Source organism: Raskinella chloraquaticus (SeqCode) (assembly GCF_021731865.1).
In the GTDB taxonomy this organism is placed as follows: Bacteria; Pseudomonadota; Alphaproteobacteria; order Rhizobiales; family UBA4765; genus Raskinella; species Raskinella chloraquaticus.
Window position 1 is genome coordinate 68358 of the sequence record NZ_JAKFWN010000028.1, and the last position, 22329, is coordinate 90686.

Here is a 22329-nt window from a genome sequence, read left to right on the forward strand (position 1 = left end):
GACTCTGCGGCCTTGAACCGTCAGAAGGAACAACATCATGGTAAAAATCCACATTCTTTTCTGGCGAAACCTCGCCCATCGCGGCGCTCTGGCGTCCGGCAATCGGGTCTTTTGTAAAATGAGGCCCCCAATTAACCTTCAGGGGAGTGTCGGGTGATGCTCGCTATGCGGGACGCTAACGGGGCGGAGTTGGTTGCGGATATGCGGGTTCGCCTCGTGGCCGATATTGAGATGGAACGTCTGTTTGCGGGCTATGCGGCTGCGCTTGGCGGCGCGCCCGTGCCATGTGATCTCGCGGCAGGCGATGAGGGACGCGTGGTATCGATTGAAGCCGGTGATACGCCGATGGCGATGGTCGAATTCACACATGGCGATGGCGCTTTTTGGCGCGGCCTGCTGAAGGCTGAGGAAGTAGCGGCGATGGGCGGAGGCGGACGATGAACGAGAACGGCCAGGCGTCATCGCCCGTGATCAACCTTGATGACGTGCCGCTCTTTGAGTTGCGTCAGGGAGAGATTTTCGAGGCCAAGCTCGGCCGTATCGCGCCGTTGATTGGCTCGACCGGGCTTGGCTGCATGCTCACCATCGTGCCACCCGGCAAGCGGGCTTTTCCGTTTCATCATCATCACGCGACCCATGAGATGTTCTTTATTCTTGAAGGAAAGGGCGAGTATCGCTTCGGCGCGCAGACCTTTTCAGTGAAGCCCGGCGATGTGCTGGCTGCGCCGGCTGGATCAGCGGGCGAGCCACATCAAATCATCAATACGGGCGACAGCGAACTGCGTTATCTCGGGCTCTCGACCAATCGGCGTGAACAACCCGAGATCGTGGAATATCCTGATTCAAACAAATTTGCCGTCATCTCAGGCGCTCCCGACGGTTCGCCTATGACTGCCCCTTTCCGCTTCATCGGCCGTCACGACGGCGCTGTCGATTACTGGGATGGTGAAGGCCAACCCGCCAAAAAGGATTCCTGATTATGCTAGAAATTCGCAATCTCCATGCCCGCATCGAGGATAAGCAGATCCTCAATGGCGTTGATCTTGTCGTGCCCGATGGCGAGGTGCATGCCATCATGGGTCCGAACGGATCGGGCAAATCGACGCTGTCCTATGTTCTGGCGGGCCGCGAGGATTACGAGGTCACCGATGGCGATATCCTCGTCGACGGCCAGTCGATTCTTGAGCTGGAGCCTGATCAGCGCGCTACCGCCGGGCTGTTTCTCGCCTTCCAATATCCGCTGGAAATTCCCGGCGTCTCGACCATGACCTTCCTCAAGGCGGCGGTGAATGCCCACCGCAAGGCGCGCGGCGAGGATGAGATTGCCGCTGGCGTCTTCCTCAAGCAGGTGAGGGAGGTGTCGAAATCGCTGCAGATCTCCGATGAGATGCTGAAGCGCGGCCTCAACGTCGGCTTTTCGGGCGGCGAGAAGAAGCGCATGGAAATTTTGCAGATGGCGCTCCTCCAGCCAAAGCTCGCGGTCCTCGACGAGACTGATTCCGGCCTTGATATCGACGCGCTGCGCATCGTCTCCGAAGGGGTGAACGCGCTGCGCTCGCCCAAGCGCTCGATCCTCGTCATCACCCATTACCAGCGCCTTCTCGACTATATCGTGCCCGATCGCGTCCATGTCCTGACCAAGGGCAAGGTCGTGCGCTCGGGCGATGCCAATCTGGCGCGCGAACTCGAAGCCAGCGGCTATGCCGGGTATGGGGAGGCGGCGTAAGCCGGAACGTCATGAGCATGGAACCGCGTATCCGGCATACCGCCGGCGAAGAGGCCATCCTTCAAGCCTTCTCAGCACGCCGCAAGGAACTTGCGGCCTATCCGCGCGAGCGCGCCGCCGCCCTCGACCTCGTCGTTCAGGACGGACTGCCGACGCGACGCAGCGAAGCGTGGAAATTTTCCGATCTGCGCGCCGCGCTGAAAAGTTTTCCTGAACCAGCTGGCCTGCCGGGTGCAGGTGATATCGCGGCGGCTAAAAGCGGTCGGCCCGGCATTGATATCTCGCCGCTTGCCCGCCTTGCCTTTGTCAATGGCCGCTATGTCCCGTCGCTGAGTGAAGGACAGTTGCCGGCCGATATCTATTTTCGTGATCTCACGCAGGCCTTTGAGCGCGGAGACGCGTATGTCGAAGCCCATTTCGGTCGGCTGACGGCTGGAAATCGCGACAGCGCACTGGCGCTCAACACGGCTTTCACCCAAGGGGGAGCTGTGCTGCGCATAGCCCCTCATGCGAAGATCGAGGCGCCGATCCATCTTGATTTCCGCTTTGCCGGTGCGCAGGCCTCGGTCTTCCCGCGCCTTCTCATTCTGGTAGGCGAGGGCGCGCAATGCACCATCGTCGAGAGCCATGTCGGTCCCGATGGCGCGGCCTATCAGTCGCATGCGGCAAGCGAGATCATCGTCGGCGCCCATGCGCGCCTGACACATGTGACGGTGCAGAAGGAGGGCGATGCAGCGCTTGCGCTGTCGCATGGCTTTGTCGAGCTTGGGCAGGGGTCCTACTACGAGACCTTCGCGCTTGATGAAGGGACAGCCTTCCAGCGGCGCGCCCTCTCGGTCCGGCTGACCGGCGAGGGAGCGAACCTCGCGCTCAATGGCGCGGTGCTTGCGCGTCATCGCCAGCATCTCGACACGACGCTTCAGGTTGATCATGCGGCTGCCGGCTGCAACAGCCGCGAGACGTTCAAATATGTCCTGGGCGGCAATGCTCACGGCGTTTTTCAGGGCAAGATCATCGTCCGCCCTGATGCCCAGAAAACCGACGGACGGATGAGTGCCCGTGGCCTCATGCTGGGAGATGAGGCCGAGTTCAGCGCAAAGCCGGAGCTTGAAATCTTCGCCGATGACGTTCAGTGCGCCCATGGCGCGACGGCCGGGCAGATCGACGAGGATCTTGCTTTCTATCTGCGCTCGCGCGGCCTGTCGGAAGCCGATGCCAAGGCGCTGCTGGTCAAAGCCTTTGTCGGCGAGGCGCTGGAAGCGGTCAGTGATGATGCCCTGCGCGACATGCTGACCGAGCGGGTTGGCGCATGGCTCGACCAGACGCTCGCGGACAGGAACAAGTCATGACTTATGACGTTGAGGCAATGCGCAGTGAGTTTCCGATCCTGGGAACGAGCGTCTACGGCAAGCCGCTCGTCTATCTCGACAATGCCGCCTCTGCCCAGAAGCCGCGCGTTGTCCTTGACCGCATGCGCCATGCCTATGAGCATGAATACGCCAACGTCCATCGCGGCCTGCATTATCTTGCAAATGCGGCGACCGACGCCTTTGAACAGGCGCGCGAGAGTGTTCGCCGTTTCCTCAACGCGCCATCCGTTGATCAGGTAATCTTCACGCGCTCGGCGACCGAGGCAATCAATCTTGTCGCCCAGTCCTTCGGCGGGCTGCGGATCGGTGAGGGCGATGACATCGTCCTGTCGATCATGGAACATCATTCCAATATCGTGCCCTGGCATTTCCATCGCGAACGGCGTGGCGCCAATCTCGTTTGGGTGCCGGTCGCCGATGATGGCTCGCTGACACTGGCTGCGTTCGAGGCCGCGCTGACGCCGCGAACCAGGCTGGTTGCGATCACTCACATGTCGAATGTGCTGGGGACGATAACGCCCTTGAAAGAGATGATTGCCGCTGCCCACGCGCGTGGCATTCCGGTCGTTGTTGATGGCAGCCAGGGGGCCGTCCATCTCGATGTCGACGTGCAGGATCTCAATGCCGATTTCTACATCTTCACCGGCCACAAAGTGTACGGGCCAACTGGTATTGGCGTGCTCTACGGCAAGAAGGAGCATCTGGCCGTCATGCCGCCCTTCAATGGTGGCGGCGAGATGATCGAAACGGTGACGATGGAGGGCGTGACCTATAATGATCCGCCGCATCGCTTCGAGGCCGGAACGCCGCCGATCGTGCAAGCGATCGGTCTGGGGGCTGCGGTCGAATTCATGATGGGCGTCGGGCGCGAGACGATCGCCGCTCACGAACGGGCGCTCAGCGCCTACGCGCACCAGCGGCTGAGCGAAATCAATTCGCTGCGGATGATCGGCACTGCGCCGGGCAAGGGGGCGATCATCGCCTTTGAAATGACCGGGGCCCACGCCCATGATGTGGCAACCGTCATCGACCGTGAGGGTGTGGCGGTAAGAGCTGGCACGCATTGCGCCATGCCGCTGCTGAAGCGTTTTGGCGTCACCTCCACCTGCCGTGCGTCCTTTGCACTCTATAATACGCCGGCCGAGGTCGATAAACTGGTCGCGGCCTTGCGCAAGGCGCAGGATTTTTTCGCATGAGGGTCGAATGAGCCAGGATACGATAACACCTGCGACAACGGCGGTCTCACCATCGGGCAGCGATATCGATCGCCTGACCGACGACATCGTCGCAGCCCTCAAGACCGTTTATGACCCGGAAATTCCCTGCGATATTTACGAGCTGGGACTGATCTACCGCGTCGATATCAACGATGATCGCTTTGTCGACATCGACATGACGTTGACCGCTCCCGCCTGTCCGGTTGCTGGCGAGATGCCGGGCTGGGTGGAAAATGCCGTATCGACGGTTCCCGGTGTTTCCGGCGTCAAGGTCCAGATGGTCTTCGATCCGCCATGGGATCCTTCGCGCATGTCAGACGAGGCACGGGTTGCCTTGAATATGTTTTAGTAGTGCCCATGTACTCTCGACAATCGCGACGCCCGTTCAATGATGTTTGATCGATCGCGGGCAGAAGGTGAAACGATATGACCGCTGAGACATCCGCATCTTCGCTACCCCCGCGCCGCCGCCCGCGTATGTCCGTGGTGACGTTGACGGAGACCGCAGCCGAGCGCGTACGCCATATCATGGCGCGCTCCGAGCGCCCGCTTTATGGCGTGCGCGTGGGTGTCAAAAATGGCGGCTGCGCCGGCATGTCCTACACGATGGATTATGCCGAGAAGGCGGAACCCCATGACGAGATCATCGAGGACAAGGGTGTGCGGGTTCTCATCGACAGCAAAGCCGTTTTGTTTCTGCTGGGAACGACCATGGATTTTCGCAGTGACAAGCTGACGTCGGGATTTGTCTTTGAAAACCCCAATCAGACCAGTGCCTGCGGTTGCGGTGAATCCGTTGCGATCACACCGGCGGCAGAGGCGGTGAGCGATTGAACCTGCCAACACGTCACCGGCAATCAGGCGACCTGTGAGCCTTCTTGCTGAGCAACATCGAGTTCAGTACAGACGCGATTACGCCCCTGCCTTTTCGCCAGATACATCGCCTGATCGGCACGGTCGATGATCATATCGGACGTGTCGCCTGGACGTAGCACGGCGCAGCCAATCGAAATCGTGATCCGGCCCAGACGCTCGCCCGTTGAGCGCTTGATGAGTTCCTTGCCCATGACGCTTTGGCGGACATGTTCCGCCACCCTCAGAGCGGCTGGAAGATCGGTGCGCGGCAGCAGGATGCAGAATTCCTCGCCGCCAAAGCGCGCCGCGATATCCTGTCCCTTGACGTTCTGCTTGACGGCAGTGGCAACCAGACGCAGGACCTGATCGCCGGTCTGATGCCCATAGACGTCGTTGAACTTCTTGAAATGATCTATGTCGGAAATCAGTAGCGACAACGGCATGTTGTTCGACTGCGCGTCGATGATGCAGCGCTCCAGCGACTGATCAAGACAGCGGCGATTGGCAAGGCCGGTCAGCGGGTCGGTCAATGTTTCATTGCGGATGGTTTCAAGCGAAACGCGCAGCTCTTCGATCTGGCGCTTGGAATCGCGGAGCTTTTCCTCAAGATCGACATTGCGCGTCGCCATATCCTTCGTTTCGCTCACCAGCGTCTCGACGATGCGCTGCAGCGCATCCTCATCCTTGGCCGAACGCGCCAGATCGCCCGAGGCCCCTTCGAGGGTTTCGCTGTAGGCGATGGCATCCTTGCGCGCCGTATCGATGGCGTTGACGACATCGCGCAGCTCGCCTGACAGCTTGCCGCCGATCCGCTCGACCCGATCACCGAACCGGTGCGGGGCCAGAAACTCCTCGTAGATCCGTGCGGTATCTTCAGCCGAGATCATCTCGGAATTGCGCAACAGCGCATTCAATGCCTTGTTGAGAGACTGATTATAGCCAGCAGCATAGGTGTACCAAATCTCGTAATTGCGCGGATAGGCGGGCGTTATATGCGCCTTGAGATGCCCGATTGCTGCTTCGCCGTAGCCAATCGTGCGGAGGAAGTCATCTTTCTGGTCCAAAACATGGCTCCAAAGCTTATCAACGCGACACCGAGCGTGCAGGTTGATGACTTTAGATTTCGCAAGCCTAATTTTTTCTTAATGTTTCCAGCAGTACGGCCTCTGGCCACGCAATTTTGCGTAATCTGATCGCAAAATGCAGCGTGACCCCGCTAGCGTGGCCGCACAGCCCGCAGCAAAAACGCTGGAACATGATCGCCAAGGCCTCGCGGTTCGTTGTGAACCTCATTGGTGTCCGAGCGCCTTGGTCGTTGTGCCGGCCGTTCCTTCGTCACTGCCGGCGCGGATTGGCGAGCGGGGCGCTCGTCGGGCCGCTCGCGACGCGGCGCCACGCCGGCATCTGCCGGGCGCTCGGAGGCGGCATCTTTGGGCCGGCTCACCTTGTCGCCAGTGCTGTCGTGTCCTTTGTCACGTCGCTTGGCGGATCTGCCACTGCGCTCGCCGCGACCTTGCGATGCCTCGCCATGACGATCCTCGCTGTAGCCGCGACGTTGCCGGCTGCGCGTTGCCGGCTCATTCTCGCTGGCGGGTGGAGTTGAGCTGCCTTCCCACTAGATCTTGGTACCGATGAGCTGTTCTATAGTGGCGAGTGTCTTGCTGTCAGCTGATGTCACGAGCATGGCCGCATGGCCGGCTCGTCCTGCCCGTCCTGTTCGCCCGATGCGGTGCACATAGTCCTCGGCATGATGCGGCACGTCGTAATTGAAAACATGGCTCACATCTGGAATGTCGAGGCCGCGGGCCGCCACATCGGAGGCAACGAGCAGAGTAATCTCGCCTGAGCGGAACTTGTCGAGTGTTTGCGTGCGCGAGGACTGGTCCATGTCGCCATGGAGCGAACCGACATTGAGGCCATGCTTGAGCAGGGAGCGGAAGACAACGGCAACATCGCGCTTGCGATTGCAGAAGACGATAGCGTTCTTCAGCCCGCTTGCCTGCGCGATCTGCTGGCGCAGCGCTTCGCGCTTTTCATGCGCCTCGCCGCCCGTGGCAATCAGCCTTTGCGTGATGGTGGCGGCAGCTGATGCCGGGCGCGCCACTTCGACACGTACCGGATTTGACAGGAAATTTTCGGTAAGCCGCTTGATCTCGGGCGGCATGGTGGCGGAGAAGAACAGCGTCTGCCGGGTGAACGGCACCAGCTTGCAGATGCGCTCGATATCGGGAATGAACCCCATGTCTAGCATGCGATCCGCTTCATCGATCACCAGGATCTCGATGCCTGTCAGCAGCAGCTTGCCGCGCTCGATATGATCAAGCAGACGTCCGGGTGTGGCGATCAAGACGTCGACGCCCCGATTGATCTTGGTATCCTGATCACCAAACGACACGCCGCCGATGATGAGCGCCAGATTGAGTTTGTGGTTGGTGCCATAGCGGGAGAAGTTTTCCTCAACCTGCGCCGCCAGTTCGCGCGTTGGCTCAAGGATGAGTGTTCGCGGCATGCGCGCCCGCGCCCGCCCGCTTTCCAGCAGCGTCAGCATCGGCAAGGTGAAGGCTGCCGTCTTGCCGGTACCGGTCTGGGCGATGCCGATCAGGTCGCGCCGCTGTAGAATGTGAGGAATGGCCTCGGACTGGATGGGGGTTGGTTCGCTATAACCGGCAGCACTTACTGCGGTCAGGACCTTTTCGGACAAGCCGAGGTCGGAAAATGACATGAAGCTACTTTTCTTGGACAGAGTGTTCGCGAAGCAACGTCAGGCTTTCGCGACGAAATGACCGCTTGAATTAGTCCAAACGCTCTCTAGTAACATAGAGACAGGGCGTGCAAAGTCAATCTTTCTGCGCGCCGCCCGGCGATAAAAAACCCAAAAAGGATATTGATCGTGGCCCATTCACCGCTGGTTCTTGTGCCGGGCCTCGGATGCACCTCAAGACTGTTTGAACCGCAACTTCTGGCACTGAAACCGCATGGCGAAGTGATGGTTCTCGATCATCGCGCTGATAGCAGTATGCGCGAGATTGCCCGGCGCTTTCTCGATCATGCGCCCCCTCGCTTTGCGCTCGCTGGCCTGTCGATGGGCGGATATATCTCATTCGAGATCATGCGCCTGGCGCCCGAGCGGGTGAACCGCCTGGCGCTCCTCGATACCAACGCGGTTGCAGACAGCACAGAGCGCAAGGAAACCCGCCGCAAGCTTGCTGCGCGTGTCGGACAAGGAGAGCTGATGAGCGCGGCAGCCGCGCTTTATCCAGGTTACGTCCATCCCGCACGCCATGAAGACCACCATCTGCGGCAGATTTATTTTGACATGATGGCCGAGACCGGAGCCGATGCGTTCGTCCGCCAGTTGATGGCAATTGCTACACGGCAGTCAGCGTTGCCGATCCTGCCAGCGATCGCCGTTCCAACGCTGGTTATTGTCGGTGCCGAGGATAGCGCAACACCCTTGGCGCAAGCCGAAGAGATCGCTCATGGAATTATCGGCGCGCGGCTTGAAATCATCCCTGATTGCGGTCATCTCTCCACGCTCGAAAAACCGGAAACGGTAACGCGGCTATTGGCTGGTTGGTGGGTTTGAAGGGCTTTCCGACGCGCTCATTCCTTAAGCGTGCTGAGCGAAATAACCGTCCATTCCCGCTCAAAGGGCGCGATGGTGAGCGAGGCATCGGCGCCATGCCGCTCGCCAGTGGAGAGCGACGTTTCCAGCCGCACGCGGCAGCGATAGACCCCGCCTGAATAAATCGGCGAACTGCGCGCCACGCAACGCGACGGATCGAGCTGGGTGATGACGGTCTGGATCTGCCCGTCAGGTGCAGCAGCCAGTCCACGGTCGAAAGCCAGCCGGATTTCATCGGCATTGGGGGCAGCGCCCCTGTGAAGCCAAGAAAAATCAACCGTAATCGCCAATGTTGCAGCCAGGGCGATAACCAGCACGAGGATACGGGCCATTCATGCCCCCTTCTGTTCTTGTAACCTGATGATACAACCAAAGGATTGCATCCTGGTTCAAAAACATGGTTCCCCGGAGAATAACCCGGAGTTCATTATGCCAACAGGCGGACGCGCAGGCGCCGCGATTGTCTATAATGTATATCATTTCCGGGTTGCCGGCGCTGCACGTGGTCGTGCGGACTGCTGAACCTCCGGCTGTGGTCGCTTCCATGAGGTCTAGATATCGATCAGCCCGCTCGCATAGGGCGCCCGTTCGCTGATGAAGGTGAAGCGCGATTCAGCCTTGTTGCCCATCAGCCGCTCGACAGCCGCCTCGGCCAATTCGACATCCTCGCGCGCCACCATCACCTTGAGCAGCATCCGCTTGCCCGGATCCATGGTTGTCTCCTTCAACTGCGCCGGCATCATTTCGCCAAGGCCCTTGAAGCGCGAGATATCGACCTGCCCGCGGCCGGAAAACATGGTGCGCAGCAAATCATCCTTGTGCGCATCATCACGCGCATAGGCCGATTTGCCGCCCTGGCTGAGGCGATAGAGGGGAGGGACGGCAAGAAAAACGCGCCCCCCCTCGATGATCTTCGGCATCTGGCGCCAGAAGAAGGTGATGAGCAATGAGGCGATGTGGGCGCCGTCCACGTCGGCATCCGTCATGATGATGATTTTCTCGTAGCGCAGATCCTCCTCGCGGTAGGCATGGCCCGTGCCCACCCCCAGCGCCATCAACAGGTCGGAGAGCTGCTGGTTGTCGCGTACCTTGTCCTTGCCGGCAGCGGCAACGTTGAGGATTTTGCCGCGCAGCGGCAGCACGGCTTGCGTGGCGCGATTGCGCGCCTGTTTGGCTGAACCGCCGGCGGAATCACCTTCGACGATGAATAGTTCTGACCCGGCCAGACCCGCCTGGGCGCAATCGGCAAGCTTGCCCGGCAGGCGCAGCTTCTTGGTGGCCGTCTTGCGCAGCGTTTCCTTTTCTGCGCGCCGGCGCAGGCGATCCTCGGCCCTGTCGATGAGAAAATCGACGACGCGGTTGGCGCGTGCCGGGTCATCCGCCAGCCAATGGTCGAAGGCATCGCGCACCGCATTCTCGACAATCCGTCCAGCCTCGATCGTTGCCAGCCGGTCCTTGGTCTGGCCAACGAATTCCGGTTCGCGCACAAAGACCGAGACCATTGCCTGCAGGGCAACACCCAAATCATCCGACGTCACCTGGGCGATCTTCTTGTTGCCCGCCAGATCGCCATAGGCCTTGAAGCCCTTGAGCAGCGCCAGCCTCAGGCCCGCCTCATGGGTGCCACCCTCAGGCGTCGGGATGGTGTTGCAGTAGGATGAGCATTGCGCCTCGTCGACGACGAAGGCCGCCGCCCACTCGACCGCGCCATGGCCGCTGCGCTTCTCGCTGCGCCCGGCAAAGAGCGCCGGCACCACCTGCAGGCTGGTATCAAGCCGGCTTTGCAGGTAGTCGCCAAGCCCGCCGGGAAACTTGAAAGTGTCCTCGGTCGGAACCTTGTCTTTCTCGGCGAGCGCCGCATCGCAGCGCCAGCGGATTTCAACGCCGGCAAAGAGATAGGCCTTGGCGCGCGCCATGCGAAAGACACGGGCCGGATCAAAGCGCGCACCCTTGGTGAAGATGTCAGCGTCCGGGATAAAGCGCACTTTGGTGCCGCGCCGGTTGGTGACCTTGCCAAGCGTCTGTAGCTCGCTCGTCGGCAGCCCGCGCGAAAACGTCTGGCGGTAGAGCATCTGCCCGCGCGCCACTTCGACTTCCAGCATTTCGGAAAGCGCATTGACGACCGATACGCCAACGCCGTGAAGGCCGCCTGATGTCTCATAGGCACCCGAGCCGAATTTGCCGCCGGCGTGCAGCGTGCACATGATCACTTCCAGCGCCGATTTCTGCGGAAAGCGCGGATGCGGATCAACCGGAATACCGCGCCCGTTATCGCTCACCGCCAGCACGCCGTCAGCGCTCATCTCCACTTCAATGAAACTCGCATGACCGGCAATCGCCTCGTCCATGGCGTTGTCGATGACCTCGGCGAAGAGATGGTGGAGTGCCTTTTCATCGGTGCCGCCGATATACATGCCGGGGCGGCGGCGCACCGGCTCCAGACCTTCAAGGACCTCGATGGCGGAAGCGTTATAGGTGCCGTCACTCGCCGGCGCCACCACACGCGCCGGCTTCGCGGCGGGCGCGGTTCGCTCAATGCTGGCAAAGAGATCCGGCACTTTTGCCGAATTGTCGCGTGCCATCGGGCAGGTCTCCTGGAGGGCCGGGGCGTCGTCCCGAATCACTGCGATGATAATCGCATGTTATGGTCATCTGTGCGCTGGTCTTCACAGGACGTTGCCGGGACAAGGATCGCAGCCACCCTCCGTGCAGCCCGTGATGGCAGGTTTATCGTCAGTGAGTGTGGCATTACCTTGTCAATTCAACAAAAAAGGCGGCCGAAGCCGCCTTTTCCGGTATCTGACAAACGCGCTCAGCAGGAATAATACATCGCGTATTCGACCGGATGCGGCGTGTGCTCGAAGCGGATCACTTCGCCCATCTTGAGGTCGATATAGCTGTCGATCATGTCATCGGAGAAGACGCCGCCAGCGGTGAGGAATTTGCGGTCCTTGTCGAGCGAGACGAGGGCCTCGCGCAAGCTCCCGCACACCGTCGGGATCTTCTTCAACTCGCGCGGCGGCAGATCATAGAGATCCTTGTCCATGGCTTCGCCCGGATGGATCTTGTTGACGATGCCGTCAATGCCGGCCATCAGCAGCGCCGCAAAACCGAGATAGGGGTTGGCGGCCGGATCGGGGAAGCGCACTTCCACGCGCTTGGCCTTGGGCGAATTCGTCCACGGAATACGGCAGGAGGCCGAGCGGTTGCGCGCCGAATAGGCGAGCAGCACGGGGGCCTCGAAACCCGGAACCAGACGCTTGTAGGAATTGGTCGTCGGGTTGGTGAAGGCGTTGATTGCCTTGGCATGCTTGATGACGCCGCCGATGTAGAACAGGCAGGCTTCTGACAGGCCGGCATATTTGTCGCCGGCAAACAGCGGTTTGCCATCCTTCCAGATCGACTGGTGGCAGTGCATGCCTGACCCGTTATCGCCATAAACCGGCTTGGGCATGAAAGTCGCTGTTTTGCCATAGGCCTGGGCGACGTTGTGGATGCAGTACTTATAGATCTGCAGCTGATCGGCCATGGTCACCAGCGTGTTGAACTTCATGCCAAGCTCGTGCTGGGCGGAAGCCACTTCGTGATGGTGCTTTTCAACCGTTACGCCCATCTGCGCCATGGCAGCGAGCATTTCCGAGCGGATATCCTGGCAACTGTCGAGCGGCGGGACCGGGAAATAACCGCCCTTGGTGGCGATGTGGTGACCAAGATTGCCCGACTCATATTCGGCATCCGTATTGGTCGGCAATTCCATGCTGTCGACGCGAAAGCCGGTATTGTAGGGGTCGGCGGCGTATTTCACATCGTCGAAGATGAAGAATTCGGCTTCCGGGCCGAACATGATGGTGTCGCCGATCTTGAGCTGTTTGACGTAGGCTTCCGCCTTCTTGGCAATCGAGCGCGGATCGCGATTGTAATGCTCGCCCGAGATCGGGTCGAGAATGTCGCAGACCACCGAGATCGTTGTCTGGGCAAAGAAGGGATCAACCGTGGTGCTGGAGGGGTCTGGCATCAACATCATGTCGGATTCATTGATCGCCTTCCAACCGGCAATCGACGAACCGTCGAACATGATGCCTTCCGCAAACATGTCCTCGTCAACCATTGTCACGTCATACGTCAGATGCTGCCACTTGCCGCGATAGTCGGTGAAGCGGAAATCGACATATTTCACATCCTTGTCCTTGATCAGCTTCAGGACATCTTTTGCAGTCTTCATAGTTTTCCCCTTTTCATGGCTCCGGTTGCGGAACCTTCTGCAAACAGCGCGCGGTGGATGTCGGCCCGGATGGCGGTGAACATCCTTAGTCCACGCTCTAAACCCTCAAATCGCGTCTTCGCCAGTCTCTCCGGTACGGATGCGCACAACCTCTTCTATGGTCGACACGAAAATCTTGCCATCGCCGATGCGCCCTGTCTGGGCCGCCTTGCGGATAGCCTCGATCGATGATTCGACCTGATCATCCCGCAGAACCACCTCAATCTTCACCTTCGGCAGAAAATCGACCACGTATTCCGCGCCACGATAAAGCTCTGTATGGCCCTTCTGGCGGCCAAAACCCTTGGCTTCAGTGACTGTGATGCCTTGAAGCCCTACCTCCTGCAGCGCTTCCTTCACCTCGTCGAGCTTGAAGGGCTTGATGATCGCCTCGATTTTTTTCATGAAAATTGTCCTGAGCTTTCCCCGGCCTTTTAAACCACAATGTCTTATGAGCGGCGCCCGCTTCAAACGCCTCATTCCGCGGTCACCCTAGCAGGGGGCGTGCCAGTTGCCAGACGAAAAATGGCGAGGAAATATCGGATGATCGGCCGGTAAACGGATCGATATTTGTTGTGTCCGGCAATAATTGCCTAAAAAAAGGGCAATTTGCACAAAAATTATACAGATGTTTTGTCCGATAGCACGCGTCGCAGGGCTGTGACAGATGCGCGGGGATCGTCGGTCATAACGACAGGTTCTGATCGACCGTTAGCCTGTCGCCTGCGACGCAAAAGACGGGCTACCGGTGTCAGGAGCCCGTCTCGTCGCATGGTTTGGAGCATGCTGTAAAAACGTAGAAACTGGATTTTCTGTAACAGCATGCGAAAACAATAAGATAAGAGCAGATTGCGATTCAGGGTAATCGCAATCTGCTCTGATGGGCGCGTCTAGCGAGCCGCCGTGACGCCGGTTTCCGAGAACGATATTTCGTTCCAGATCTTGGCGGCCGAATTATAACGAAGCTCCATCGTCTGCGTGCCGGTGAAGGTGCGAGTTGCCGGCACAGCGTAACCATTCTGGCTACCGGTCGCGAACACGACCTTTGCCGTAGGCGACCCGCCGCTCACCTTGATGACCTGGCCGTCGCTATACTGGCTGGTGTTGAGGGTAGCTGTCACGAGTGAACTCCCAGCGTGGACCCGAAAAAGTTCATAGACCGGTGTCACGACGGTACCGTTGGCGACCACATTCGAGTAGGTGGGCCCAGACAGGATATTGTAGCTGTTGCCTGAGAACAGGGGGCGCGTGCCGACAAAATTCAAGGCATTTAACGATGGAGGGCGTGTTTCATAGAACTGATTGTTGGCAATCTTGATTGCCTTGTAATCACCTGCCGCACCATAGACAACGCTGCTAGAGGTCGCCAGATCTGCGCTGCGGAAAGTGTTAGTCTGTACGAGCAAATTGTCCACCTGACCGCCAAGCGTTACAAACTGACGGAAACCGGAGACAGAATTGTCCTGAACAACGATATTCTTGTTGATCCTCAGCCCGGCAACCACGGTATTGGGAGCCGTTCCGAATTGGACAAAACTACCCGTCGGGCAATTGCTGGCGGTGTTGTTGGTGATGCGGATGGGGCCGCCGACGCCACCATAAAAGCCGAAGACGCCGACGCAATCGGAGAAGCGGTTATTGATGAAGGTGTAGGGCTGTTCAAGGCCGTCACCCTGCGCAAGCGCGATACCCTGACCTCCGCGGGCGCTGTGGAAGATATTATTACGGAAGGTTCCGGACTTGCCTTGGAAGGCCGTGCCGATTTCGATCCAGAAGCGGCTGAGGCCGAATTCCGAATTTTCGACGATGGCATCGGCCGTCACATTATAGGTCGAGGCGTTGGTGTCTTCTGATTTAACGCGGTTGAGATGCAGCCGCTTCATGCCGAGACCGCCGACATAAATGACCTCGCCGCGATAGCGATGAACATAAATATCCTCGAGCACGACATTGTCGACCTGCGTGTCCTGCGACGGCACGATGCCTTTGTGGGTGATGTCCCAGCCATCGCCCGTTCCGGTGTCCGCAGGGAAATAATATTTACCCGTCCATCCCGCCTGGCCGTCGAGTTCGAAACGCTTCAGCGTGATGTTGACGCGCGGCGCGGTTGCTTTGTTCGTGCCCTGCACGTGAATGCCGCGCCCGCGCAGTACCTTGCCGTTGACAACTTGATATTCCGGCGGCGTCAGCAGGACCGTACGGCCCGGGCCTGCGCCCCACAGCGTGATGTTGTCGCGGGCAATGACGATAGCAGCCGTCACATTGGCGTTGGAGGGGAATCCTGTTTTGAAGCCGAGCGTATAGCGGCCCTCGGGGAGGCAGATCGTTCCTCCGCCCTTGGCGCCCAAGGTTTCAATGGCGCTGTTCACCGTAGCCGCGTTGGCGGCAATCACTGCAGGCCGCGTGTCCTGCGCGACAAAGGCGCCGAATTCGTCAACCCGGTGAGCATTGGTGGCGGCCAGACATTCCTGCGGATAAGTCGGAACAGCCGGCGCAGCCCCTTGCGGTTCACCCGGAGGGCGCGTGGGTGTTGAGGCGGTAGAACCGGACTTCGGCAACAATCCGATCGAATAGGTTGGATTTGCACCACATATCGATTGATAAACGGATGCAGGCAGACTTGATTGCAGTGCCGCGCAAATGCGCGACGTCTGCTGTGGTGTGGCGGGGCTTGCTTGGGCGCTGGCGGGCGTCGGCAGTGCGACACTCAGCAGCAATGCCGCGAGGGTGAGGGCTGATTTGGGCTGTGGATGAAGTTGGAATGTTGATAACATCGATATGCGACTCCTTGAACAAAAATGTAATAAATAGATGGGTTGGGCATGACATAGTGTATTCATAATATGTTGCTGTCGATTGTATAAAATAGACAAATTTTTATTTTGTATGTAATTATATTTGTGTCGAATAATACTATATATAGAACATGTTTTTAATTGATGTGATAATTAAATATATAAAATTATAATATAAGATTTATTTTCTACGCCGTAATTGAAAAGCTGCTGGCAAATCCGCGAAACGGCGCTGCCAGATCGCGCCAGTAGAGACGGTGAAGTCCCGGGCGTTCAGCAACGAAGGCCAAAAGCAGGCGCTCGCCAGGCTCCAGAAGGATGGTGTCGAGGACCCAGGGCTTGACGCCATCATCAAGGCCATCGAGCGGGCGCAGATGCTGGCTGTCGCAATGGAGCACGGCAGGGGCGGGGCGCAAATTGTCGACGATCAGGACGATCGTGCGGCCGAGGGCGGCAGAAAACAACGGGGCTGCGAGGGCGCTGGCTTGTGCCTCTCCAAGCCAATGCCGCCCCCCGGGCGACACGGTGACGCGCAGGGCTTTTGCCAGATCAAGCCGCGGTGCCTTCACCTCCGGCAGGGCGATGAAGGGTTCAGGCAAGCCCTGTCGCAACGGGTGATCGCCGACAAAAGGCAGGCCGATCAGGTCCACATCAATCGGTCCTAGCCGCGTCGAGATGGCGAGTGGAGCGTCCGGTCTGGCGTTGATCTCAACCAGCAGATCGACCCGCCCGCCGGGCGGCAGGACGATTTTATTGCCAGCCGGTTCGAAAACCTCGCACGGCGCCCCGTCGAGCGCGACGATGCGCGGCACGAACCCGCGCATCTCGAGCACGAGAATGCGGACGGTCGACGCATTGGCAAGCCGCAGGCGCAGCCTTTCATGGCGGCGGATCGGCACATCAAACCGTTCCAATCGGCCATTGACCGCAAGCGCATTACCGAGCCGTGGCCCGGTCGCGGGCACAATCGAGCCATTGGGCGACAGGCGAAAATCCTTGAGCAGAACGCCGACATCATTGTCAGCGGCGGTCTGTTCCCTGTCCTCGACGATCAGCAGGCTCGCCATGCCGCGCTCGCTGAGTTGTGCTTCGAGCGGCGATGGCACCAGAAGGCATGAGCCGCCGCGATGAGGGCGCACCACAAACATGCGCTCGCTCATGGGCGCGATGGTCTCGCCACTGCTTGCAAACCCGTCGCCGCGAAAGCCGCGCGCCACCACCGACACCGGATGATCGAGGGTGTTTTTGAAGATCACACGGTCTTCGCTGCCGGCCCGCAATCTCAAAGCCTGATCGCCGGCAGGCCCGTTTATCGACAGCAACTCGCTCGCAAGCGCCGGCGCTGGCAATAACTGGACGCGGGCTTGCTCGATGGTCAGCGTCTGGGGTGAAGGGCGCAGCGCCGGCGGGTAGCCCGGCTCGCCATGCGCGCGGTCCATGGCAAGGAGCGCGAGCATCAGCCCGCCTCCAATGACCTCGCGGCGGTTGACACCCGATGTCGTGCCCATCTGGCATGCATCTGGCTTAGTCATGGCCTGGGGCAATATCACGCCCCGGCGATGTCCCGTTTTGAAACGGAGGTGTCTCATGTCGAAAACCGTCCTTGGCTTTGGCCTTGCGGTTCTCGTCGCATTTTATGCAACGATTGACCATTATGCAGGGCATGATGCACAGGCAGCTGGTTTTTTGACCATGGCTGCCGGTTTTCTCGTGCTGCAGACGGTGTTGCTGATGACTGATCGACGTTAAGTCACCATTGGGGAAAGTCGTGGGTATAAGATCGATTTTCCACGCGCGGCTCCCCATGACCCATGATATACAGCACCCCGCGCGGGCGTGGCGGAACTGGTAGACGCACTGGATTTAGGTTCCAGCGGCGCAAGTCGTGGGGGTTCGAGTCCCTCCGCCCGCACCACCTAACATTCTTTTGGCGGATGCAGCCGCCTTGAAAAACCTCGCTCACTCCTGTAGCACCGCGCGATCTTGAAGCGTATCCGCGCCGCCGCGCTTGAAAAATGGCGACGTTGGGTTTTGCGCGCATTATCCGAGGACGAATTCCATGCAAGTTACCGAAACGCTGAACGATGGCCTGAAGCGTGAATTCAAGGTCGTCGTCACCGCTGGCGATCTGGGCAGCAAGCTGTCGGCGCGCCTGGAAGAGATGCGTGCGCGCGCCAACATCCCCGGTTTCCGCCCCGGCAAGGTGCCGCTGGCGCACCTGAAGCGTGTCTACGGCAAGTCGGCGATGGCTGAAGTCGTCAATGACGCGGTGGGCGAAGCCACCCGGACGATCACGGTTGACCACAAGCTGAAGCTGGCAAGCGAACCAAAGCTCAATTTCCCCGAGGATCAGGATGAACTCACCGCAGTCATCGAAGGGCGCGGCGATTTGTCCTATACGATGGCGATGGAAATCCTGCCGACCATCGAATTGATGGATTTCAAGTCGATTTCGCTGGTGCGCGACGTGACGGAGGTCAGCGACAAGGACATCGATGAGGCTGTCCAGCGCATTGCCGACCAGAATCGGCCGTTTGTTGCCCGCGATGCAGGAGAGACGGCAAAGGATGGGGACCGTCTGACCATTGATTTCGTCGGCACCATCGACGGCGAAGCCTTCGAGGGAGGCACGTCGCAAGGTATTTCTCTGGTTCTGGGTTCAAAGAGCTTCATTCCCGGTTTTGAAGACCAGATGATCGGCGCCAAAAGCGGTGATGAGCGTACCGTGAAGGTGACGTTTCCGGCCGAGTATCAGGCCGCCCATCTGGCCGGCAAGGAGGCAAGCTTTGCCGTCACGGTCACCGAAGTGGCTGCCCCTGGCGATCTCAAGCTGGATGATGATTTCGCCAAGACGCTGGGGCTTGAAGGGATCGACAAGCTGAAAGAGGCGGTGCGCGATCAGATCGCCCGCGAGGACGGCGCCCAGTCGCGCCGTCGCCTCAAGCGTCGCCTTCTCGATGTCCTTGATGGTGAATATAAATTCGATCTGCCGCCAACCTTGGTCAATCAGGAAGTGGACGCCATCTGGCGCAATCTCACCGCCGATATGGAGCGCGCCGGCCGCAGTTTCGCCGACGAGGGCACGAACGAGGAAGAGGCCAAGGCCGATTATCGCAAGATTGCCGAGCGCCGCGTGCGTCTCGGCCTTTTGCTGGCTGAAATTGGCGAGCGCAACCAGATCAAGGTGCTGGATGAAGAGATCAACCGCGCCCTTTTCGAGCGCGCCCGCCAGTTTCCCGGTCAGGAGCGCGAAGTGATCGAATTCTATCGCAAGACCCCGGAAGCCCTGGCGGAATTGCGCGCTCCGATCTTCGAAGAGAAGGCTGTCGATTATATCCTCGAACTTGCCAAGGTGAGCGAGAACAAGATTGAGCGTGCGGCTCTTTTCGCGCCTGAGGAAGGTGAGCCCGGCACCGAGGCTGAGGCCGAGGCACCCAAACCCAAGCGCACCCGCAAGAAGGCCGAATAACGGCCCTCACGACTGCTGGCCGTTAGCCTCGTTGCGCAAGAATGTTTGCAGCCTCTTACACAACGGCGGCATAATACCCATCTGCGAATGAGTCGGGCTCTGATCGAGCCCACTCTCAATATCGGCGGACATTTCCGGCGCGAGGCCGGAAACATCCCGATTCTTTAGGCGAGGAAACATGCGCGATCCTGTTGAAACATATGGTAGTTATCTCGTGCCCATGGTGGTCGAGAGCACCGCACGCGGCGAACGCGCCTATGATATCTATTCACGGCTGCTGAAAGAGCGCATCATCTTCCTCACCGGACCGGTCGAGGACGGGATGGCCTCGCTGGTGGTCGCCCAGCTGCTGTTTCTTGAGGCTGAAAACCCCAAGAAAGAGATCGCCATGTACATTAATTCACCCGGCGGCGTGGTCACCTCGGGGCTGGCGATCTATGACACGATGCAGTTCATACGCCCCGCCGTGCAGACATTATGTGTCGGTCAGGCGGCCTCGATGGGCTCGCTTCTTCTGGCAGCCGGCGCCAAGGATCAGCGCTTTGCGCTACCTAATGCGCGCATCATGGTTCATCAACCTTCGGGCGGCTACCAGGGTCAGGTGACCGATATCCTCATTCACGCCAAGGAGGTGGAGAGCCTGAAATTGCGCCTGAACGAGATCTATGTCCGCCATTGCGGGCGCAATCTCAAGGAAGTCGAGACGGCGCTTGAGCGTGATAATTTCATGACCGCCGAGGGCGCCAAGAGCTGGGGCATTATCGATCAGGTCATGGAAAAACGCCCGGAAGAGAGCGCAAAGCCCTGATTGGCGACAATGTGACGCTCATGCGAACGTGATCGTGTGAGCTATGAAATCTGTCTGATCGAATTAAAGCCTTCTTGATCTTCGATCGGTTACCATGGTCAGATTGGCGTTCGGGTCTAGGATGCCAACTCGGTAATTCACCTCTGGGAATGCGTCTGTCACAGCGCAGCCGGAGGATAGAACAGGAGCTTGACGGGCATGAGCAAGGCAACCGGTGATTCAAAGAACACGCTTTACTGCTCGTTCTGCGGCAAAAGCCAGCATGAGGTGCGTAAACTCATCGCCGGGCCGACGGTGTTCATCTGCGATGAGTGCGTCGAACTGTGCATGGACATCATTCGCGAGGAAAACAAATCCTCGCTCGTCAAATCGCGCGACGGGATACCGACACCCCGCGAGATCTGCAAGGTGCTGGATGATTACGTCATCGGCCAGGAGCATGCCAAACGGGTGCTGTCGGTGGCCGTTCACAATCATTACAAGCGCCTCAATCATGCAGCAAAGAACAATGAAGTAGAATTGTCGAAGTCGAACATCCTGCTGGTCGGTCCGACCGGTTCGGGCAAGACGCTGCTCGCCCAGACGCTGGCGCGCATCCTTGACGTGCCCTTCACCATGGCGGATGCGACCACGCTGACGGAAGCTGGTTACGTTGGTGAAGACGTCGAGAGCATCATTCTGAAGTTGTTGCAGGCCGCCGATTACAACGTCGAGCGGGCGCAGCGCGGGATCGTTTATATTGACGAGGTCGACAAGATCAGCCGCAAATCCGACAATCCCTCGATCACCCGCGACGTCTCGGGCGAGGGCGTGCAGCAGGCCTTGCTGAAGATCATGGAAGGGACGGTTGCTTCGGTGCCGCCGCAGGGCGGGCGCAAGCATCCGCAGCAGGAATTCCTGCAGGTCGATACGACCAACATCCTTTTCATCTGTGGCGGTGCGTTTGCCGGCCTCGAAAAGATCATTTCGCAGCGTTCGCGCTCGACCTCGATCGGTTTTGCCGCCAACGTCGCAGCTCCCGAGGATCGTCGCACCGGCGAACTGTTCCGCATGGTCGAACCCGAGGATTTGTTGCGGTTTGGCCTTATTCCTGAATTCATCGGCCGTTTGCCGGTCATCGCGACCCTTGGCGATCTCGACGAGGATGCGCTGATCAAAATCCTGACCGAGCCGAAAAATGCCCTCGTCAAGCAGTATCAGCGTCTTTTTGAGATGGAACAGGTCGATCTCAGCGTGAAGGATGACGCTCTGCGCGCCATCGCCCGCAAGGCGATCGACCGCAAGACTGGCGCGCGCGGACTTCGCTCCATCATGGAAGGCATATTGCTGGAGACAATGTACGATCTTCCCGGCCTTGAAGGTGTCTCGGAAGTTGTGCTGTCGGGAGAGGTTGTCGAAGGGAAGGGACGTCCGCTCTATATTTACAGCGACCGTCCCGAGGAAAAAGGCGCAACCGCCTGAAGCAAACAGGGCTTGTAAAGCAGCCCCCTTCTATTCTATTCCCCAAGGTAAGGGATAACTGGATAGAGGGCTCGCGATGCGGTACCTGGCGGTGTTTGTGGTGGTCGTCGCGGCTTGTCTGCAGCTGTCGATAGACCCGGCGGCAGCGCAATGGAATCCCGAGCGGCAATACGCCTACACGCGCCAGCAATGCGCCGCCTCCCGCTCGGCGATTGATAAGGACGAATGTCAGTACAATTCGGAATCTCTCATCAGTAATTTGCGTGACTGCATCAACGAAGGCAGCCCTTATGCGCGCCGCTGCGCGCAGCTGCTTCCCAGTGCTCAGGGTTTTCTGCGCCGCGTCAACAGCAGCCCGGTATTGCAGCAGCACCGCGCCGAACAGCGGGGCGCCAGTGAGGCAGCGGACATCCGAAGCCTGTGCGCGTCGCAAAATGGCGGTTACTGGGCCGGTTCATATGTGCCCTGTGTGCGCAGCTACGGCATAAACCCGTGAATTCTGTTTTTGCCATGATGTTACCTTGCGCTCGTGATGTTGACCGGCCAGCATTGCATTCTTGACAATTTACAAGGCCGTAACCACCTAGCCCTCAACAAGACAGACGATGGCAGCCTCTCTGGCAGTCAGGTCTGTGGAAGCGTAAGCTGGTCTTCAAAGATTCGTTGCCCTCGAACACGAGCACCCGGTGTCGTCAGTGACGACGTCCTCGAAACCGGGCTGTGGGACTGCCGACGCGACGAC

The 22329-nt window shown here is 59.0% G+C and carries 20 protein-coding genes, 1 tRNA gene and 1 pseudogene; 14 read left to right on the forward strand and 8 right to left on the reverse strand.

What is annotated here, in order from left to right; all coding sequences use genetic code 11:
• Positions 1-156: 156 nt before the first annotated feature.
• From ACINK1_RS10255 to ACINK1_RS10285, 7 genes are all read left to right on the forward strand, one after another.
• Positions 157-441, forward strand: coding sequence for a hypothetical protein (locus ACINK1_RS10255; protein ID WP_376800259.1), 285 nt, complete (start codon positions 157-159; stop codon positions 439-441).
• Entirely contained in the window at positions 438-977 is a 540-nt protein-coding gene (locus ACINK1_RS10260) for a cupin domain-containing protein (protein ID WP_376800258.1), read from the forward strand. The genes ACINK1_RS10255 and ACINK1_RS10260 overlap by 4 nt, the downstream gene beginning before the upstream one ends.
• Positions 978-979: 2 nt before the next feature.
• Entirely contained in the window at positions 980-1726 is a 747-nt protein-coding gene (sufC, locus tag ACINK1_RS10265) for a Fe-S cluster assembly ATPase SufC (RefSeq protein WP_376800257.1), read from the forward strand.
• 11 nt (positions 1727-1737) lie between these two features.
• Positions 1738-3075: a Fe-S cluster assembly protein SufD gene (sufD, locus tag ACINK1_RS10270; protein WP_376800256.1), complete on the forward strand. Its 1338-nt coding sequence runs from the start codon at positions 1738-1740 to the stop codon at positions 3073-3075.
• Positions 3072-4292: a cysteine desulfurase gene (locus ACINK1_RS10275; protein ID WP_376800255.1), complete on the forward strand. Its 1221-nt coding sequence runs from the start codon at positions 3072-3074 to the stop codon at positions 4290-4292. Before sufD ends, ACINK1_RS10275 begins: the two co-directional genes overlap by 4 nt.
• Before the next feature lie 7 nt (positions 4293-4299).
• The gene (locus ACINK1_RS10280) at positions 4300-4662 is read left to right on the forward strand and encodes an SUF system Fe-S cluster assembly protein (RefSeq protein WP_376800254.1); all 363 of its coding nucleotides are present in this window, start codon (positions 4300-4302) and stop codon (positions 4660-4662) included.
• Positions 4663-4739: 77 nt separating this feature from the next.
• Positions 4740-5147: a HesB/IscA family protein gene (locus ACINK1_RS10285; RefSeq protein WP_376800253.1), complete on the forward strand. Its 408-nt coding sequence runs from the start codon at positions 4740-4742 to the stop codon at positions 5145-5147.
• A 23-nt stretch (positions 5148-5170) separates the two neighbouring features.
• On the opposite strand, the gene ACINK1_RS10290 is transcribed toward ACINK1_RS10285, so the two are convergent.
• Together ACINK1_RS10290 and ACINK1_RS10295 are read right to left on the reverse strand one after the other, a co-directional pair.
• Positions 5171-6232 carry a GGDEF domain-containing protein gene (locus ACINK1_RS10290; RefSeq protein ID WP_376800252.1) on the reverse strand — a complete coding sequence of 354 codons (1062 nt, stop codon included), beginning with the start codon at positions 6230-6232 and terminating at the stop codon, positions 5171-5173.
• 152 nt (positions 6233-6384) lie between these two features.
• Positions 6385-7890: pseudogene (locus ACINK1_RS10295) on the reverse strand (DEAD/DEAH box helicase).
• Positions 7891-8058: 168 nt separating this feature from the next.
• On the opposite strand from ACINK1_RS10295, the gene ACINK1_RS10300 reads away from it, so the two are divergent.
• Positions 8059-8754 carry an alpha/beta fold hydrolase gene (locus tag ACINK1_RS10300; protein WP_376800250.1) on the forward strand — a complete coding sequence of 232 codons (696 nt, stop codon included), beginning with the start codon at positions 8059-8061 and terminating at the stop codon, positions 8752-8754.
• A 17-nt stretch (positions 8755-8771) separates the two neighbouring features.
• Here ACINK1_RS10300 and ACINK1_RS10305 read toward each other — a convergent pair whose 3' ends face one another.
• The 6 genes from ACINK1_RS10305 to ACINK1_RS10330 form a co-directional block, all read right to left on the reverse strand.
• Positions 8772-9125 carry a hypothetical protein gene (locus tag ACINK1_RS10305; protein WP_376800249.1) on the reverse strand — a complete coding sequence of 118 codons (354 nt, stop codon included), beginning with the start codon at positions 9123-9125 and terminating at the stop codon, positions 8772-8774.
• Positions 9126-9344: 219 nt separating this feature from the next.
• Positions 9345-11375 (reverse strand): DNA topoisomerase IV subunit B, encoded by a 2031-nt coding sequence (parE, locus tag ACINK1_RS10310; RefSeq protein ID WP_395760112.1) that lies wholly within the window; start codon positions 11373-11375, stop codon positions 9345-9347.
• A gap of 230 nt (positions 11376-11605) precedes the next feature.
• Complete coding sequence (gene glnA / locus ACINK1_RS10315; protein ID WP_376800247.1) at positions 11606-13015, reverse strand: type I glutamate--ammonia ligase; 1410 nt, start codon at positions 13013-13015, stop codon at positions 11606-11608.
• A 105-nt stretch (positions 13016-13120) separates the two neighbouring features.
• Complete coding sequence (locus tag ACINK1_RS10320) at positions 13121-13459, reverse strand: P-II family nitrogen regulator (RefSeq protein WP_376800246.1); 339 nt, start codon at positions 13457-13459, stop codon at positions 13121-13123.
• Between the two features lie 485 nt (positions 13460-13944).
• Positions 13945-15927, reverse strand: a complete 1983-nt coding sequence (locus tag ACINK1_RS10325; protein ID WP_376804015.1) for a right-handed parallel beta-helix repeat-containing protein — start codon at positions 15925-15927, stop codon at positions 13945-13947.
• Between the two features lie 110 nt (positions 15928-16037).
• Positions 16038-17357, reverse strand: a complete 1320-nt coding sequence (locus ACINK1_RS10330; protein ID WP_376800244.1) for a hypothetical protein — start codon at positions 17355-17357, stop codon at positions 16038-16040.
• Between the two features lie 79 nt (positions 17358-17436).
• Between ACINK1_RS10330 and ACINK1_RS10335 the strand changes: the two genes are divergently transcribed.
• The 6 genes from ACINK1_RS10335 to ACINK1_RS10360 all read left to right on the forward strand — a co-directional run bounded on the left by ACINK1_RS10335 (position 17437) and on the right by ACINK1_RS10360 (position 22083).
• On the forward strand, positions 17437-17598 hold the full coding sequence (locus ACINK1_RS10335) for a hypothetical protein (RefSeq protein ID WP_376800243.1): 162 nt from the start codon (positions 17437-17439) through the stop codon (positions 17596-17598).
• An 81-nt stretch (positions 17599-17679) separates the two neighbouring features.
• Positions 17680-17764 (forward strand) — tRNA-Leu (locus ACINK1_RS10340).
• Between the two features lie 144 nt (positions 17765-17908).
• Positions 17909-19318, forward strand: a complete 1410-nt coding sequence (gene tig / locus ACINK1_RS10345; protein ID WP_376800242.1) for a trigger factor — start codon at positions 17909-17911, stop codon at positions 19316-19318.
• A 178-nt stretch (positions 19319-19496) separates the two neighbouring features.
• Positions 19497-20126 carry an ATP-dependent Clp protease proteolytic subunit gene (locus ACINK1_RS10350; protein ID WP_376800241.1) on the forward strand — a complete coding sequence of 210 codons (630 nt, stop codon included), beginning with the start codon at positions 19497-19499 and terminating at the stop codon, positions 20124-20126.
• 198 nt (positions 20127-20324) lie between these two features.
• The gene (gene clpX / locus ACINK1_RS10355) at positions 20325-21587 is read left to right on the forward strand and encodes an ATP-dependent Clp protease ATP-binding subunit ClpX (RefSeq protein ID WP_395760113.1); all 1263 of its coding nucleotides are present in this window, start codon (positions 20325-20327) and stop codon (positions 21585-21587) included.
• A gap of 76 nt (positions 21588-21663) precedes the next feature.
• Positions 21664-22083 (forward strand): hypothetical protein, encoded by a 420-nt coding sequence (locus ACINK1_RS10360; protein ID WP_376800239.1) that lies wholly within the window; start codon positions 21664-21666, stop codon positions 22081-22083.
• Positions 22084-22329: the final 246 nt, after the last annotated feature.